Source organism: Streptomyces sp. NPDC001532, assembly GCF_040298625.1.
Lineage (GTDB): Bacteria > Actinomycetota > Actinomycetes > Streptomycetales > Streptomycetaceae > Streptomyces.
The window spans coordinates 1-15812 of sequence record NZ_JBEPAL010000011.1 but is presented as its reverse complement, the minus strand read 5'-3'; the positions used below and the strand labels follow the sequence as shown (position 1 = coordinate 15812).

The following is a 15812-nucleotide window of genomic DNA, read 5'->3' as shown; positions in this document are numbered from 1 at the left end:
TTCTCCGGTCGGAGGAGGGGCCGCCCCCTTTTCGCGTGGGTGTGGCTCAGCTCTTGCTGAGTTCCCAGAACCGGAACACGGTCGAGGCGTCGAGGCAGTACTCCAGGCCGTAGACGCCGTCGCGGACGACCGCGTACTGCTTGGCCTGCCAGATCGGCAGCAGCGGCAGTTCCTCGGCGACGATGTCCTGGAGCGCGCCGTAGTCCTTGTCGGTGGAGGCGCGGTCCGACTGGGCCGCCGTGCGCGGGATCAGCGTGCCGGTGATGGTGTCGTTGGCGTAGTTGTTGCCGAGCACGTTGCCCTTGCCGAAGAACGGGGCGGTGAAGTTGTCGGCGTCCGGGTAGTCGGGCACCCAGCCCTTGACGTACACGCCGTACTTCCCGGCCTCGATGTCCTTCTCGTACTGGTCGAAGGCGACGGACTTGACCTTCGCCTCGAACAGCCCGCTGGCGTTGAGCTGGCCGGCGATCGCCTGCAACTCCTCGTCGGTGGCGGGGCCGTAGCGGGACGGCGTCGACCAGAGGGTGAGCTCGACCTTGCCGGTGATGCCGTCGGCGCGCAGCGCGGCGGCGGCCTTGGCCTTGGAGGGCCGGGCGCCGTAGGTGTCGAAGAAGGCCGTGTTGTGGCCGGTGATGCCGGCCGGGATGATCGAGTACAGCGGCGTCGCGGTGCCCTGGTAGACGTCCGCGATGAGGGCGTCACGGTCGATCAGGTGGGCGATGGCCTTGCGCACGGAGAGCTTTCCGGCGATCGGGTCGTCCATGTTGAAGACCAGGTGCTGCACCTCGGCGCTGGTGCCCTCGATGACCTCGGCGCCGGAGTCGGTGTCGGCCTTCTCGATGTCGGCGATGTCGCCGGCGCTCAGGCCTCGGTAGGCGATGTCGACCTCGTCGTCGAGCAGGGCCTGCTTGAGGGCGGTCCGGTCGCCGTGGAAGAACTTCAGGGTGATGCCGGTGTCGGGGACCTCGGCGTTGCCCTTGTAGTGCTCGTTGACCGAGAAGACGGCGCGGTCGTCGTCGAAGGAGTCCAGCTGGTAGGGGCCGGAGCCGGAGGCCTGGCCGTCCGTGCGCAGTCCCTTGGCGTCGTACTCGCGGTGGTTGACGATGGAGCCGGCGCCGGAGGCGATCTTGCTGGGGAAGGTGGCGTCCGGGACCTTCAGCTTGAAGACGACGGTCCTGTCGTCCGGCGTCTGGACCGAGCCGAGCATGGGGAACATGATCGCCGGGCCGTCGGCGTCGTCGATGTCCAGCATGCGGTCGAAGGAGAACTTGACGTCCTTCGCGGTGAGCGGGTCACCGTTGCTGAACTTCAGCCCGTCCTTGAGGGTGCACTCGTAGACCTTGGTCGACGCGTCCGTGAAGGAGCACTGTTCGGCGGCCTCGGGCTCGGGCTCGGTGCCGCCCTTGGGGAAGCTGAGCAGCGACTGGAAGACGTTGTTGAACAACAGCCAGGAGCCGGGGTCGTAGCCGGAGGCGGGGTCCGTCGCCAGGACGTCGTCGGACATTCCCATGACGATGGAGGAGCCGTTCTCCCCCGCGCCACCGGTCTCCGTACCGCATCCGGTCAGCAGGCCGGAGGCCAGCCCCGCCACCACGGGCAGGACGGGCCACTGCTTGCGCATGTTCACGTGCGTGTGCCTTACGTCGATCTCGAGAAGTGCGCCCGGGGCGGCGGGGTGCCGTCGCCCCGGGCACGGGTGGGGATGTCAGCGGATGTCAGCCGCTCACACCGCGGCCGAGCTCCCAGAGCTGAAGGGTCGAGGAGGAGTTGAGCGCGTAGGCGGTGCCGGTGATGTCGTCACCCGCGGCCACGTACTGCTTGCCCTGCCACAGCGGCAGGACGGGGACGTCCTCGGCGACGATGTCCTGGATCTGGGTGAGGCTGTCGACGGCGGAGATACGGTCGGCCTCGCGACGGGACTGCGGGATCAGCGTGTTGCGGATCTGGCTGTTGGCGTACGGCGAACCGAGGAAGTTGTCCTGGTCGAGGAAGGGCGCGAGGTAGTTGTCGGCGTCCGGGAAGTCCGGGAACCAGCCCATGCCGTAGACCTCGTACTCGCCCTTCTGCTCCGCGGGGCGGAACGTCGTCCAGGGCGTGCCCTTGATGTCGACGTCGAACAGGCCGCTGTCGTTGAGCTGCTTCTGGAGCAGCTCGAACTCCTTCTTGGTGGCCGAGCCGTAGTGGTCGGTCGTGTAGTGCAGCGTCAGCTTGACCGGCGTGGTGATGTCGGCCTTGGCGAGGATGTTGCGGGCCTTGGCGAGGCTCGGGTCGCCGTAGCGGTTGAAGAAGGAGTTGGAGTGGCCGGTGATGGTGGCCGGCACCAGCGAGTACAGCGGTTCGGCCTGCGAGCCGTAGACCTCGGAGACGATCTCGCCGCGGTTGATGAGCTGGGCCATCGCCTGGCGCACGGCCTTGCCGCGGACGGCGGGGGCGTCGGTGTTGAAGGCCAGGTAGCGGATCTCCAGGCCCGGCATGTCGACCAGGTCCACGCCCTCAGGGGCGTCGGATCCGAGCTTCTGGATCTGCTGCGGCGTCATGGTGCGGGTCATCAGGTCGATGTCGCCGTCGCCGAGCGCCTTGTCCATGGCGTCGGCGTCCGCGTAGGAGACCAGCTCGACCTTGTCGTTGTTCACCTCCAACGCGCCCTTGTAGTCGGGGTTCTTGGTGAACACGGCCTTGACCAGCTCGCCGTTCTTCTCCTCCGCCTGGAGGGTGTACGGGCCGGAGCCGTCCACGTCGAAGCCGTCGCGGAGCTTGTTCTTGGCGTAGTCGTCGGGGTTGACGATGCCGGCGACGGGCGTGGACAGCTTGTACGGGAAGGTGGCGTCCGCGGTCTTGAGGTGGAAGATGACCTCGCGGTCGCCTTGCGTCTCGACGGTGTCGATGGTGGACAGCAGGGCGAAGACGCCGCTGTCGGCCTTGATGGCACGGGCGCGGTCGATGGAGTACTTCACGTCGGCGGCGGTGATGGGGTCGCCGCCGGCGAAGGTCAGGTCGTCGCGCAGCGTGCAGGAGTAGCGCTCGTTGCCGGTGTCGGTGAAGCCGCAGCTCTCGGCCGCCTCGGGGACGGGTTCGCCTTCGCCGCGCGGCTGGATCATCAGCGTCTGCACGGTCTGGCGCAGCACGTTCCAGGTGCCGACGTCGTAGGCGTAGGCCGGGTCGAGGGGCGCGGGTGCGTCCTGGGAGGCGATGAACCGGTCCGTGGTGCCGACGACGATCGCGTCACCGCCGTCGCCCCCGCTGTCGGACCCGCCGCACGCGGCGAGCGCGGGCGCGAGCAGGCCGACCACAGCCGGCAGCACCAAAGTCTTGCGGTTCATGCTCGACGTTCTCCAGAGCTGTTCGAGTCCGTGTATCCGGCATGCAGGGGTGTCGCGGCCGGATCACGGGAGTAGGGGTGAGGTTCTCGCGACGAGATTAATGCGCGTCCGCACCGGGGTTGACGGCCACCGGAGTTGAGCGTTCATCACGCAGCGAAACCGGGCGCGGACGCACCGAAAACCCGACAGCGGAAGGATTGGCGCAGCGTGCGATCAATCGGGACACAAGGGCACGGCGCAACCCGCAGGAAGCGGGCAAGGAGCACGCGGGTGGCAGGCTGTCGAGCCTCGCCGGCGTGGTGAACGTCACACGGTGAACAAGGTGTGAAGCCGCCGGAATTCGGCCGGCCGTGGCGGCTCGAATTCGTTCGCTGGAACGTTCGATGAATTCCGGCACTATCGGCGCTGCACGGTGGGTGAAGAGCTAGCGCTTTTGCGTCATCAGCCCGCGCAGAAATGCCAGGTCCACCTCTTCCAGGGAGCTCACCACGGTCCGTCGGCGGGCCGGTGCGATGGGGGCCACGGACGGCACCGCGACCACTCGGCAGCCGGCCGCCTCGGCCGCGGCCACCCCGGTCGCCGTGTCCTCGACGACCGCGCATCTGCCCGGCTCGGCGCCCAGTCCGGCGGCGGCGAAGAGGTACGGGTCCGGATGCGGCTTGGTGCGCGGCACCTCGTCGCCCGCCACCGTCAGCGCGAAGTGCTGCGGGCCGAGCGAGGTGAGCACCCGGTCGATGATGCGCCGGTGGGAGGCGGAGACCAGGGCCGTCGGGATCTCGTGCGCGGCCAGCTCGGCCAGCAGCCGCGCGGCCCCGGGCATCAGCGGCAGCGCGCGGTCGATGCGGTCCTCGAACCCCTGGTTGAGCAGCACGCTGAGCTCGGCGAGGGTGATGTCGGCGCCGGTCGCCTCGATGAGGAACCCCGCGCTGCGGCTCATGGGGCCGCCGACCACGACATGGCGCCAGGAGTCGTCGAGGGTGTGCCCGAGGCCCGCGAAGACCTCGACCTCGACGTCCCACCAGAAGCCCTCGGTGTCCACCAGGGTCCCGTCCATGTCGAGGAGCACGGCCTGGAGCGCTGAGCCTTCGGCCGTACGGGTGCCGAGCGCGGGGACGGTCGTCGTCATCCGGCGTACCTCCTTGGGGGACGAGCAGGCCGGTTCCCGCGCGGGAACCGGCCTGCAGTGGACCGACCAGTGTACGACTCCGGCGGACGAAGCGCCTCGTTTGACCGGCGGGCGCGGGGGTAGTCGGCAGGAACCGCCGGGGCGCGCCCCGACGTGCCCCACCTACCCCTCGAACGCCTGTCCAGGACGTCGGGGCTCGCGCCTCAGCGGGCGTTGAAGTACTTCGCCTCCGGGTGGTGGATGACGATGGCGTCCGTGGACTGCTCGGGGTGGAGCTGGAACTCCTCCGACAGCTGGACGCCGATGCGCTCCGGCTGGAGCAGTTCCGCGATCTTGGCGCGGTCCTCCAGGTCGGGGCAGGCGCCGTAGCCGAGGGAGAAGCGGGCGCCGCGGTACTTCAGGGCGAACATGTCCTCGATGTCGGCCGGGTCCTCCGCGGCGAAGCCCAGCTCGGAACGGACCCGGGCGTGCCAGTACTCGGCGAGCGCCTCGGCCAACTGCACGGAGAGGCCGTGCAGTTCGAGGTAGTCGCGGTAGGAGTCGGACGCGAAGAGCTGCGCGGTCGCCTCGCCGATCCGGGAGCCGACGGTGACCACCTGGAGGCCGACGACGTCCGTCTCCCCCGACTCCTCCGGGCGGAAGAAGTCGGCCAGGCACAGCCGGCGGCCGCGGCGCTGGCGCGGGAAGGTGAAGCGGGTGCGCTCGTTGCCCGCGTCGTCCAGGATGATCAGGTCGTCGTCCTTGGAGACGCACGGGAAGTAGCCGTAGACGACGGCCGCCTCCAGCAGGTTCTCGGTCTGGAGCTTGTCCAGCAGACCGCGCAGCCGCGGCCGGCCCTCGGTCTCGGCCAGCTCCTCGTAGGTCGGCCCGTCGGCGCTGCGCGCCTGCTTCAGGCCCCACTGGCCCTTGAACAGCGCGCCCTCGTCCAGCCAGGAGGCGTACTCCTTGAGCTGGATGCCCTTGACGACGCGGGTGCCCCAGAAGGGCGGGGTGGGGACCGGGTTGTCGGTGGCGACGTCGGAGCGGACGTGGCCCTCCTCCGGGCGCTCCTCGATCTCCACGGAGGCCGTGGTGGCCCGCACCCGGCGCTGCTTCAGCTCCGGCAGCCGGACGCCGGGCACGCCGCGCTTGACGCCGATGAGGGCGTCCATCAGGCGCAGGCCCTCGAACGCGTCGCGGGCGTAGCGGACTTCGCCCTCGTACAGCTCGTACAGGTCCTGCTCGACATAGGCGCGGGTCAGTGCGGCGCCGCCGAGGATGACCGGGTAGCCGGCGGCCAGGCCGCGGGAGTTCAGCTCCTCCAGGTTCTCCTTCATGATCACCGTGGACTTCACCAGGAGCCCGGACATGCCGATGACATCGGCCCGGTGCTCCTCGGCGGCTTCCAGGATCGCGGAGACCGGCTGCTTGATGCCGAGGTTGACGACGTTGTAGCCGTTGTTGGACAGGATGATGTCGACGAGGTTCTTGCCGATGTCGTGCACGTCGCCGCGCACGGTGGCGAGCACGATGGTGCCCTTGCCGGCCTCGTCGGTCTTCTCCATGTGCGGCTCCAGATGGGCCACGGCGGTCTTCATGACCTCCGCGGACTGGAGCACGAACGGCAGCTGCATCTGGCCGGAGCCGAACAGCTCGCCGACCACCTTCATGCCGTCCAGCAGGGTCTCGTTGACGATGTCGAGCGCCGGACGGTCCCGCAGGGCCTCGTCGAGGTCGGCCTCCAGTCCGTTGCGCTCGCCGTCGATGATGCGGCGCTTGAGCCGCTCGTCCAGCGGCAGCGCGGCCAGCTCCTCGGCCTTGCCGGCTTTCAGCGACTTGGCGGTGGCGCCCTCGAACAGCGCCATCAGCTTCTGGAGCGGGTCGTAGCCCTCGCTGCGGCGGTCGTGGATCAGGTCGAGCGCCGTCCGCACCTCCTCCTCGGTGAACCGGGCGATCGGCAGGATCTTCGAGGCGTGCACGATCGCCGAGTCCAGGCCCGCCTTGACGCACTCGTCGAGGAAGACGGAGTTCAGCAGGATGCGGGCGGCCGGGTTGAGGCCGAAGGAGATGTTGGACAGGCCCAGGGTGGTCTGGACGTCCGGGTGGCGGCGCTTGAGCTCGCGGATCGCCTCGATGGTGGCGATGCCGTCCTTGCGGGACTCCTCCTGGCCGGTACAGATGGTGAAGGTCAGGGTGTCGATGAGGATGTCCGACTCGTGGATGCCCCAGTTGCCGGTCAGGTCGGCGATCAGCCGCTCGGCGATCTCGACCTTCTTCTCCGGCGTGCGCGCCTGGCCCTCCTCGTCGATGGTCAGGGCGATCAGCGCGGCACCGTGCTCCTGGGCGAGCCGGGTGACCTTGGCGAAGCGGGACTCGGGGCCGTCGCCGTCCTCGTAGTTCACCGAGTTGATCACCGCGCGGCCGCCGAGCTTCTCCAGGCCGGCGCGGATCACCTCGACCTCGGTGGAGTCCAGCACGATCGGCAGCGTGGAGGCGGTGGCGAAGCGGCCGGCCAGCTCCTCCATGTCGGCGACGCCGTCCCGGCCGACGTAGTCCACGCACAGGTCCAGCATGTGGGCGCCCTCGCGGATCTGCTCACGGGCCATCTCCACACAGTCGTCCCAGCGGGCCTCCAGCATGGCCTCGCGGAACTTCTTCGAGCCGTTGGCGTTGGTGCGCTCGCCGATCGCCAGGTAGGCGGTGTCCTGGCGGAACGGCACCGACTGGTACAGCGAGGCGGCACCGGGCTCCGGGCGCGGGCTGCGCTCGGCCGGGGCCAGGTCGCGGACGCGCTCCACCACCTGGCGCAGGTGCTCGGGCGTGGTGCCGCAGCAGCCGCCGACCAGGGAGAGGCCGTAGTCGCGGACGAAGTTCTCCTGGGCGTCCGCCAGCTCCGGCGCGGTCAGCGGGTAGTGCGCGCCGTCCTTGGTGAGCTCGGGCAGGCCGGCGTTGGGCATGCAGGACAGCCGGGTGCGGGAGTGCCGGGAGAGATGGCGCAGGTGCTCGCTCATCTCGGCGGGGCCGGTCGCGCAGTTCAGGCCGATCATGTCGATGCCCAGCGGCTCCAGGGCCGTCAGGGCGGCGCCGATCTCGGAGCCGAGCAGCATGGTGCCGGTGGTCTCGACGGTGACCGACACGATCAGCGGTACCTCGTACCCCGCGACCTCCATGGCGCGCCGGGCGGCGATGACCGAGGCCTTGGTCTGGAGCAGGTCCTGGGTGGTCTCGACGATCAGTGCGTCGGAGCCGCCCGCCAGCAGTCCCTCGGCGTTCTGCTGGTAGGCGTCGCGGATCGCGGTGAAGGAGATGTGGCCGAGGGTCGGCAGCTTGGTGCCCGGGCCCATGGAGCCCAGCACCCAGCGGGGGCGGCCGTCCCGGGCGGTGTACTCGTCGGCGGCCTCGCGGGCGATGCGGGCGCCGGCCTCGGACAGCTCGTGCACCCGGTGGGCGATGTCGTACTCGCCGAGCGCGCTCAGGTTGGCGCCGAAGGTGTTGGTCTCCACGCAGTCCACGCCGACGTCGAAGTAGGCGGAGTGGACCGAACGGACGATGTCGGGCCGGGTGACGTTCAGGACCTCATTGCAGCCTTCCAGGGTCTGGAAGTCCTCAAGAGTGGGTTCCTGCGCCTGGAGCATGGTGCCCATCGCTCCGTCGGCGACCACCACTCGGGTGGCGAAGGCCTGGCGAAGAGCGGACGCACGGGTCCGGCTGTCGGCGGAAGGGGTCGGCGGCAACGAGGCCATGTAAGGGCTCCCTGGAATGCGACGGCTGTCGGCTTTGCGTCACCTCAGGATGCGGTCGGGGACCTTCCCGGGGCGGACGCACGCCGTCAGGGTAACCGGCGGCGGGGGCCTATGGTCAGGGGCGTCCACGAGGCGGACGAGTGGAAAGGCCGGACCATCGGCCGCTCACTTTCGGCCACCCGGGGTGGACGCCGGCACAACGGATGACGACCGACCATTAGCGGGAGGTCGGCATCGACCGGTAGTGTTCGACATTGCCGAACGGCGGCAGTGAAGTCCGCGGTTCGACAGTCGAAGGGGACGGAGGCAGGACGGCGATGGCACGGAACATCCAGTCGCTGGAACGGGCGGCCGCGATGCTGCGGCTGCTCGCGGGCGGTGAACGGCGGCTGGGCCTGTCGGACATCGCCTCTGCCCTGGGCCTCGCCAAGGGCACCGCCCACGGCATCCTGCGCACCCTCCAGCAGGAGGGCTTCGTCGAGCAGGACGACGCCTCCGGGCGGTACCAGCTGGGCGCGGAGCTGCTGCGGCTCGGCACCACCTACCTGGACGTGCACGAGTTGCGGGCGCGGGCCCTGGTGTGGACCGACGACCTGGCCCGCTCCAGCGGCGAGAGCGTCTACCTGGGCGTGCTGCACCAGCAGGGCGTGCTGATCGTCCACCACGTCTTCCGGCCCGACGACAGCCGGCAGGTGCTGGAGATCGGCGCCATGCAGCCGCTGCACTCCACGGCGCTCGGCAAGGTGCTCTCGGCGTACGACCCGGTCGCGCACAGCGAGGTCGTCGAGGCCGACCGCAAGCCCTTCACCGACCGCACCGTCTGCGACCTGGAGCCCTTCGAGCAGATCCTGGACGTCACCCGCGCGCGGGGCTACGCGTCCGACGTGGAGGAGACCTGGGAGGGCGTGGCCTCCCTCGCCGCGCCCATCCACGACCGGCGCCGGATGCCGGTCGGCGCGGTCGGCATCACCGGCGCGGTGGAGCGGCTGAACCGCGACGGCGAGCCGCGCCCCGAGCTGATCGCGGCGGTGCGCGACTGCGCCCGCGCGGTGTCGCGGGACCTGGGCGCCGGCCGCTTCTGAGGCCCGCGGCGGCACCTTCGGGGCCGTGACCACACCCCTCTCACCGGGACGCCGGACGGCGTTCCGGTGATCGGCATGCCCGGCAACGGGCATACCAGACATACCCCGCCCGACGCGGCACCGAAGATCGATAACCCATCACGATCAATAACGATCGTATTTTCGATAACGGAACTCTTGACGCACGCCTGACGCCGGGACAAGACTCCCGTCCATCGGTCGGCATTGTCGAACACCTACCGGCAATACACGCTAGAGTGTGGCAACGCCAAGGGCCGGCATCGCTCTCACCCCTGAGGGCGCTCGAACCTCCGTAGGGACACGGGGTTTCGGCTTCCCCTGGACGAAGGACAAAGGAGTCGCGGGTGTCCAGCTCCGACATCTTCATCGGCGAGACCATCGGTACCGCCATACTCATCCTGCTCGGCGGTGGCGTCTGCGCCGCTGTCACCCTGAAGGCCTCCAAGGCCCGCAACGCCGGCTGGCTCGCCATCACCTTCGGGTGGGGTTTCGCCGTGCTCACGGCGGTCTACACGACGGCGCCGCTGTCCGGCGCGCATCTGAACCCGGCCGTGACCCTGGCTCTCGCGATCAAGGACAACGACTGGAGCAACGTCGCCACCTACTGGGGCGGCCAGGTGCTCGGCGCCATGATCGGCGCGACCCTGGTCTGGGTCGCCTACTACGGCCAGTTCCACGCCCACCTCACCGACAGGGAGATCGTCGGCGGTCCGGGCGCGCAGGCCACCACCACCAAGGCCGTCGAGGCCCAGGAGAAGGGCGCCGGTCCGGTGCTCGGCGTCTTCTCCACCGGCCCCGAGATCCGCAACGCGGTGCAGAACCTCGCCACGGAGATCATCGGCACGGTGGTGCTGGTGCTCGCGGTCCTCACCCAGGGCCTGAACGACAACGGCAACGGCCTCGGCACCCTCGGCGCGCTGATCACCGCCCTGGTCGTGGTCTCCATCGGTCTGTCCCTGGGCGGCCCGACCGGGTACGCCATCAACCCGGCCCGCGACCTCGGTCCGCGGATCGTGCACACCCTGCTCCCGCTGCCCAACAAGGGCGGCTCCGACTGGAGCTACGCCTGGATCCCGGTGGTCGGCCCGCTCGCCGGCGGCGCGATCGCGGCAGGCCTCTACAAGCTGGCTTTCGCCTAGCGGCCGCTGGAGCATCAGCGCACGACCCCATGACGTATCCGTTGCACACGTATCCGTTGAATCCGAGGAGCACACCGTGACCGACGCCCACACCGCCGGCATCGCTTCCCACGGGCATGGCCCGTTCATCGCCGCCATCGACCAGGGCACCACCTCCAGCCGCTGCATCGTCTTCGACCGCGACGGGCGCATCGTCTCCGTCGACCAGAAGGAGCACGAGCAGATCTTCCCCAAGCCGGGCTGGGTCGAGCACAACGCCATCGAGATCTGGACCAACGTCCAGGAGGTGGTGGCCGGAGCCATCGACAAGGCCGGCATCACCCGTGACGACATCAAGGCCATCGGCATCACCAACCAGCGCGAGACCACCGTGCTGTGGGACAAGAACACCGGTGAGCCGGTCCACAACGCCATCGTCTGGCAGGACACCCGCACCGACGCCCTGTGCAAGGAGCTCGGCCGCAACGTCGGCCAGGACCGCTTCCGCCGCGAGACCGGCCTTCCGCTCGCCTCCTACTTCGCCGGTCCCAAGGCCCGCTGGCTGCTGGACAACGTCGAGGGCCTGCGCGAGCGCGCCGAGGCCGGCGACATCCTCTTCGGCACCATGGACACCTGGGTCATCTGGAACCTGACCGGCGGCACCGACGGCGGCAAGCACGTCACGGACGTCACCAACGCCTCCCGCACCATGCTGATGAACCTGCACACCATGGAGTGGGACGAGCGGATCGCCGAGTCCATCGGCGTCCCGCTGGCGATGCTCCCGGAGATCCGCTCCTCCGCCGAGGTGTACGGCGAGATCACCGGCGGCAAGCTGGGCGACCTGCTCGGCGGCATCCCGGTCGCCTCCGCGCTCGGCGACCAGCAGGCCGCCCTGTTCGGCCAGACGTGTTTCTCCGAGGGTGAGACCAAGTCCACCTACGGCACCGGCACCTTCATGGTGATGAACACCGGTGACAAGATCATCAACTCCTACAGCGGCCTGCTGACCACGGTCGGCTACAAGATCGGCGACCAGGACACGGTCTACGCCCTGGAGGGCTCGATCGCCGTCACCGGCTCCCTGGTGCAGTGGATGCGCGACCAGATGGGCCTGATCTCCACCGCCGCCGAGATCGAGACGCTGGCGCTGTCGGTCGAGGACAACGGCGGCGCGTACTTCGTGCCGGCCTTCTCCGGTCTGTTCGCCCCGTACTGGCGCTCCGACGCCCGCGGTGTCATCGCCGGTCTCACCCGGTACGTCACCAAGGCGCACCTGGCCCGTGCCGTGCTGGAGGCCACCGCCTGGCAGACCCGCGAGATCGCCGACGCCATGACCAAGGACTCCGGCGTCGAGCTGGCCGCCCTCAAGGTCGACGGCGGCATGACCTCCAACAACCTGCTGATGCAGACCCTCGCCGACTTCGTGGACGCCCCCGTGGTGCGCCCGATGGTCGCCGAGACCACCTGCCTCGGCGCCGCCTACGCCGCCGGCCTCGCCGTCGGCTTCTGGACCAGCACCGACGACCTGCGTGCCAACTGGCGCCGGGCCGCCGAGTGGACCCCCCGCATGGACGCGGAGACCCGCGCCCGTGAGTACAAGAACTGGCTCAAGGCCGTCGAGCGGACCATGGGCTGGCTCGAGGACGAGGAGTAAGAACCCGACATGACCACTCAGTCCACCCTGCAGTCCGTGCCTGCCCTGGGCACGCGCCCGGCCACCGGCTCGAACCCGAGCCGAGCCGAGACCCGGGAGCAGCTCGCCAAGGCGTCGTACGACCTCCTCGTGATCGGCGGCGGCATCCTGGGTATCTCCACCGCCTGGCACGCCGCGCAGTCCGGCCTCAGGGTGGCCTTGGTCGACGCCGGCGACTGGGCCGGCGCCACCTCCTCCGCCTCCTCCAAGCTGCTCCACGGCGGTCTGCGCTACCTGCAGACCGGCGCGGTCAAGCTGGTGGCGGAGAACCACTTCGAACGCCGTGCGGTCTCCCGCCAGGTGGCCCCCCACCTGGCGAACCCGCTCACCTTCTACCTGCCGGTGTACAAGGGCGGGCCGCACGGCGCCGCGAAGCTCGGCGCGGGTGTGTTCGCGTACTCGATGCTGTCGGCCTTCGGCGACGGCGTCGGCCACCTGCTCTCCCCCGCCAAGGCGCAGGCGGACGTGCCCGAGCTGCGCACCGAGAACCTGAAGGCCGTGGCCGTGTACGGCGACGACCAGATGAATGACGCCCGGATGGCGCTGATGACGGTCCGCGCGGCCACCGAGGCGGGCGCGGTCGTCCTCAACCACGCCGAGGTGACCGGACTGCGCTTCACCAAGGGCCGGGTGACCGGCGCCGAGCTGCGCGACCGGCTCTCCGGCGACGAGTTCGGCGTCGACGCCCGGCTGGTGCTGAACGCGACCGGACCGTGGGTGGACCACCTGCGCCGTATGGAGGACCCGAATGCCGCGCCGTCGATCCGGCTGTCGAAGGGCGCGCATCTGGTCCTGAAGCGCACCTCCCCGTGGAAGGCCGCGCTCGCCACCCCCATCGACAAGTACCGCATCACCTTCGCCCTCCCCTGGGAGGACATGCTGCTGCTCGGCACCACGGACGAGGAGTTCGAGGGCGACCCGGCGGACGTCTCGGTCGACGACAAGGACATATCCCAGATCCTCGACGAGGCCGCGTTCTCCATCCGCGACCAGCAGCTGGACCGGTCCCTGATCACCTACGCGTTCGCCGGTCTGCGGGTGCTGCCGGGCGGCCCCGGCGACACCGCGAAGGCCAAGCGCGAGACGGTCGTCACCGAGGGCAAGGGCGGGATGCTGTCGGTCGCGGGCGGCAAGTGGACGACCTTCCGGCACATCGGCCGTACGGTGATGCAGAAGCTTCAGGCGCTGCCCGGCCACCCGCTGGGCGAAGACTTCGAGCCGATCTCCTCGCTGCCGAAGAAGCTGCCGCTGCCGGGTGTCGCCAACCCGCGCGCGGTCGCCCACCGGCTGCTCACCGACGGTCCGGCGCCCGGCCCGCGAATGGCGGCGGACACCGCGAAGCACCTGGCGACCCACTACGGCTCGCTGGCCTTCGACATCGCCCGGCTCGCCAACGAGAACCCCGAACTCGCCCGGCGGGTCCACCCGGACGCGCCGGAGATCTGGGCGCAGGTCGTGTGGGCCCGTGACCACGAGTGGGCCGAGACGGCGGACGACGTGCTGCGCCGCCGTACGACGCTGACGATCCGCGGCCTGGCCACGGACGAGGTCCGGGCGAAGGTCCAGGGGCTGCTCGACGGGCAGTAGACCGGACCTCGGGCCGGCTCCTCCCTGACCATCGCCGGCCCCGGGAACGGCCCCCTCCGCACAAGGGGGCCGGACACCCTCAGTGGGGGGCGGCTCCCCGCCGACGGGAGCCGCCCCCCATGGTGTCGACGAGCGGGCGTCGGCGGGGGCCTCGGCCGCCCTGACGGCCGCCTCCATAATGACCCGAGACATCGGAGGTCTGAGGGACAGGGGGCCGGTCATGGCGGTGACCGACGAGGCGATCGAGAAGATCAAGGGCATGATCGTCTCCGGTGCGCTGCGACCGGGCGACCGGCTGCCCAAGGAGAGCGAACTCGCCGCCGGCCTCGGCCTGTCCCGCAACTCCCTTCGGGAGGCCGTACGGGCGCTGGCCCTGATCCGGATCCTGGACGTGCGGCAGGGCGACGGCACGTATGTCACCAGCCTGGACCCGCAGTTGCTGCTTCAGGCGCTGAGCTTCGTCGTCGACCTCCACCGGGACGACACGGTGCTGGAGTTCCTGGCGGTGCGGCGCATCCTGGAGCCGGCCGCCACGGCGCTGGCCGCGGCCCGGATCGGCGAGCGGGAACTGGACGAGCTCGACGCCCGGCTGGACGCCCTCGGCACCGCTCCGCCGGTGGCCGAACTGGTCGCCGTCGACCTGGAGTTCCACCGGATCGTGGCGAGGGCGTCCGGCAACTCGGTGCTGTGTTCCCTCCTCGACGGCCTGTCCGGGCCGACCACCTCGGCCCGCATCCGGCGCGGACTGGGCGAGCGGGACGCGGTCGACCGGACCCTGCGCGAGCACCGGGCCATCCTCGCCGCGCTGCGCGACCGGGACGCGCAGGCCGCCCGCGCCTGGGCCACCGTGCACATCGCCGGCGTCGAGCAGTGGCTGCGCGGCACGCTGTGAGCGGCGTCGGACGGACCGGTTCACAGCTCGGATGAATCGCGGGGTGTTCCGGGACGGTGATCGGGGCAGTGATCCGTTCACTCCCCTGTGCGAGGGGGCTGCGGGCGCCCCCGCCGCACGCCGTAAGGTTGGGACGTCAAGCGAGGGCACGTCGGAAGGAGGCACTGGGTGATCGAGCTGGAGGGGGTTCCCGAGCTGATCGACCCAGTCATGGTGGCCGCGTTCGAGGGCTGGAACGATGCCGGCGACGCCGCCTCCACCGCGGTCGCGCATCTGGAACGGGAATGGAAGGGCGAGGTCTTCGCGGCGCTGGACGCCGAGGACTACTACGACTTCCAGGTGAACCGCCCCACGGTGTTCATCGACGGCGGCGTGCGCAAGATCACGTGGCCGACGACACGGCTGTCGGTGGTGCGGGTCGGCGGTGACAAGCCGCGCGACCTGGTGCTGGTCCGCGGTATCGAACCGTCCATGCGCTGGCGCTCGTTCTGCAACGAGCTGTTGGGCTTCGCGCACGAACTGGGTGTGGAGCTGGTGGTCATCCTGGGGGCGCTGCTCGGCGACACCCCGCACACCCGTCCGGTCCCGATCAGCGGGACCACGTCCGACGCGGACCTGGCCCGCCGGATGGACCTGGAGGAGACCAAGTACGAGGGTCCGACCGGCATCGTCGGCGTGCTCCAGGAGGCCTGCACGCACGCGGGCGTACCGGCGGTGTCGCTGTGGGCCGCCGTTCCGCACTACGTGTCGCAGCCGCCCAACCCGAAGGCGACACTGGCGCTGCTGAACCGGCTGGAGGACCTGATCGACGTGCGCATCCCGCTGGGCGAGCTGCCCGAGGACGCGCGCGCCTGGCAGGTCGGTGTGGACCAGCTGGCCGCCGAGGACAGCGAGGTCGCGGAGTACGTGCAGACGCTGGAGGAGGCGCGGGACACCGCCGAGCTGCCGGAGGCGTCGGGTGAGGCGATCGCCCGCGAGTTCGAGCGGTATCTGCGGCGCCGGGACGGCGGCCGGGACAACCCCGGCGACCGCACCCGCCCGCCGAAGCCGCCGAAGCCGGGCACGGACGACGGGGAGTCGTCGGAGGACTGAGTCGCGGGACTGAGAGCGTGTGCGGCGAGGGCGGTGGGATGCGTGCGGCCACGCATCCCACCGCCCTTCGCCGTACCCGGGGTCGTTGGCGGGGTCGTTGGCGGGGGGCGGTCGAGGCCCGGGGGCCGACACGCGGGGGGGGGGGGGCCCCCGCCC

At 70.2% G+C, this 15812-nt stretch carries 10 protein-coding genes; 6 read left to right on the top strand and 4 right to left on the bottom strand.

Features of this window, described 5'->3' with window-relative positions; all coding sequences use genetic code 11:
* Positions 1-46 precede the first annotated feature (46 nt).
* The 4 genes from ABT232_RS13075 to metH form a co-directional block, all read right to left on the bottom strand.
* Positions 47-1627: an ABC transporter substrate-binding protein gene (locus ABT232_RS13075; RefSeq protein WP_351839607.1), complete on the bottom strand. Its 1581-nt coding sequence runs from the start codon at positions 1625-1627 to the stop codon at positions 47-49.
* An 88-nt stretch (positions 1628-1715) separates the two neighbouring features.
* Entirely contained in the window at positions 1716-3320 is a 1605-nt protein-coding gene (locus ABT232_RS13070; protein WP_351839605.1) for an ABC transporter substrate-binding protein, read from the bottom strand.
* A gap of 424 nt (positions 3321-3744) precedes the next feature.
* Entirely contained in the window at positions 3745-4446 is a 702-nt protein-coding gene (locus ABT232_RS13065; protein WP_351839603.1) for an HAD family hydrolase, read from the bottom strand.
* A 203-nt stretch (positions 4447-4649) separates the two neighbouring features.
* Complete coding sequence (gene metH, locus ABT232_RS13060) at positions 4650-8168, bottom strand: methionine synthase (protein ID WP_351839601.1); 3519 nt, start codon at positions 8166-8168, stop codon at positions 4650-4652.
* A 317-nt stretch (positions 8169-8485) separates the two neighbouring features.
* Between metH and ABT232_RS13055 the strand changes: the two genes are divergently transcribed.
* From ABT232_RS13055 to ABT232_RS13030, 6 genes are all read left to right on the top strand, one after another.
* The gene (locus tag ABT232_RS13055) at positions 8486-9250 is read left to right on the top strand and encodes an IclR family transcriptional regulator (RefSeq protein WP_351839599.1); all 765 of its coding nucleotides are present in this window, start codon (positions 8486-8488) and stop codon (positions 9248-9250) included.
* Positions 9251-9615: 365 nt separating this feature from the next.
* The gene (locus ABT232_RS13050) at positions 9616-10410 is read left to right on the top strand and encodes an MIP/aquaporin family protein (RefSeq protein ID WP_351839597.1); all 795 of its coding nucleotides are present in this window, start codon (positions 9616-9618) and stop codon (positions 10408-10410) included.
* Positions 10411-10486: 76 nt separating this feature from the next.
* Positions 10487-12046: a glycerol kinase GlpK gene (gene glpK, locus ABT232_RS13045; protein WP_351839595.1), complete on the top strand. Its 1560-nt coding sequence runs from the start codon at positions 10487-10489 to the stop codon at positions 12044-12046.
* A 9-nt stretch (positions 12047-12055) separates the two neighbouring features.
* A complete protein-coding gene (locus tag ABT232_RS13040) occupies positions 12056-13672 on the top strand; it encodes a glycerol-3-phosphate dehydrogenase/oxidase (RefSeq protein WP_351839593.1) in 1617 nt (538 codons plus the stop codon).
* A gap of 220 nt (positions 13673-13892) precedes the next feature.
* Entirely contained in the window at positions 13893-14564 is a 672-nt protein-coding gene (locus ABT232_RS13035; RefSeq protein ID WP_351839591.1) for a FadR/GntR family transcriptional regulator, read from the top strand.
* Between the two features lie 168 nt (positions 14565-14732).
* The gene (locus ABT232_RS13030; protein WP_351839589.1) at positions 14733-15656 is read left to right on the top strand and encodes a PAC2 family protein; all 924 of its coding nucleotides are present in this window, start codon (positions 14733-14735) and stop codon (positions 15654-15656) included.
* Positions 15657-15812 lie beyond the last annotated feature (156 nt).

Bases quoted from the DNA above. Each gene is read 5' to 3' on its own strand.
- ABT232_RS13070 (WP_351839605.1), bottom strand. From the start codon at position 3,320: ATGAACCGCAAGACTTTGGTGCTGCCGGCTGTGGTCGGCCTGCTCGCG.
- ABT232_RS13065 (WP_351839603.1), bottom strand. From the start codon at position 4,446: ATGACGACGACCGTCCCCGCGCTCGGCACCCGTACGGCCGAAGGCTCA.
- metH (WP_351839601.1), bottom strand. From the start codon at position 8,168: ATGGCCTCGTTGCCGCCGACCCCTTCCGCCGACAGCCGGACCCGTGCG.
- ABT232_RS13055 (WP_351839599.1), top strand. From the start codon at position 8,486: ATGGCACGGAACATCCAGTCGCTGGAACGGGCGGCCGCGATGCTGCGG.
- ABT232_RS13040 (WP_351839593.1), top strand. From the start codon at position 12,056: ATGACCACTCAGTCCACCCTGCAGTCCGTGCCTGCCCTGGGCACGCGC.
- ABT232_RS13035 (WP_351839591.1), top strand. From the start codon at position 13,893: ATGGCGGTGACCGACGAGGCGATCGAGAAGATCAAGGGCATGATCGTC.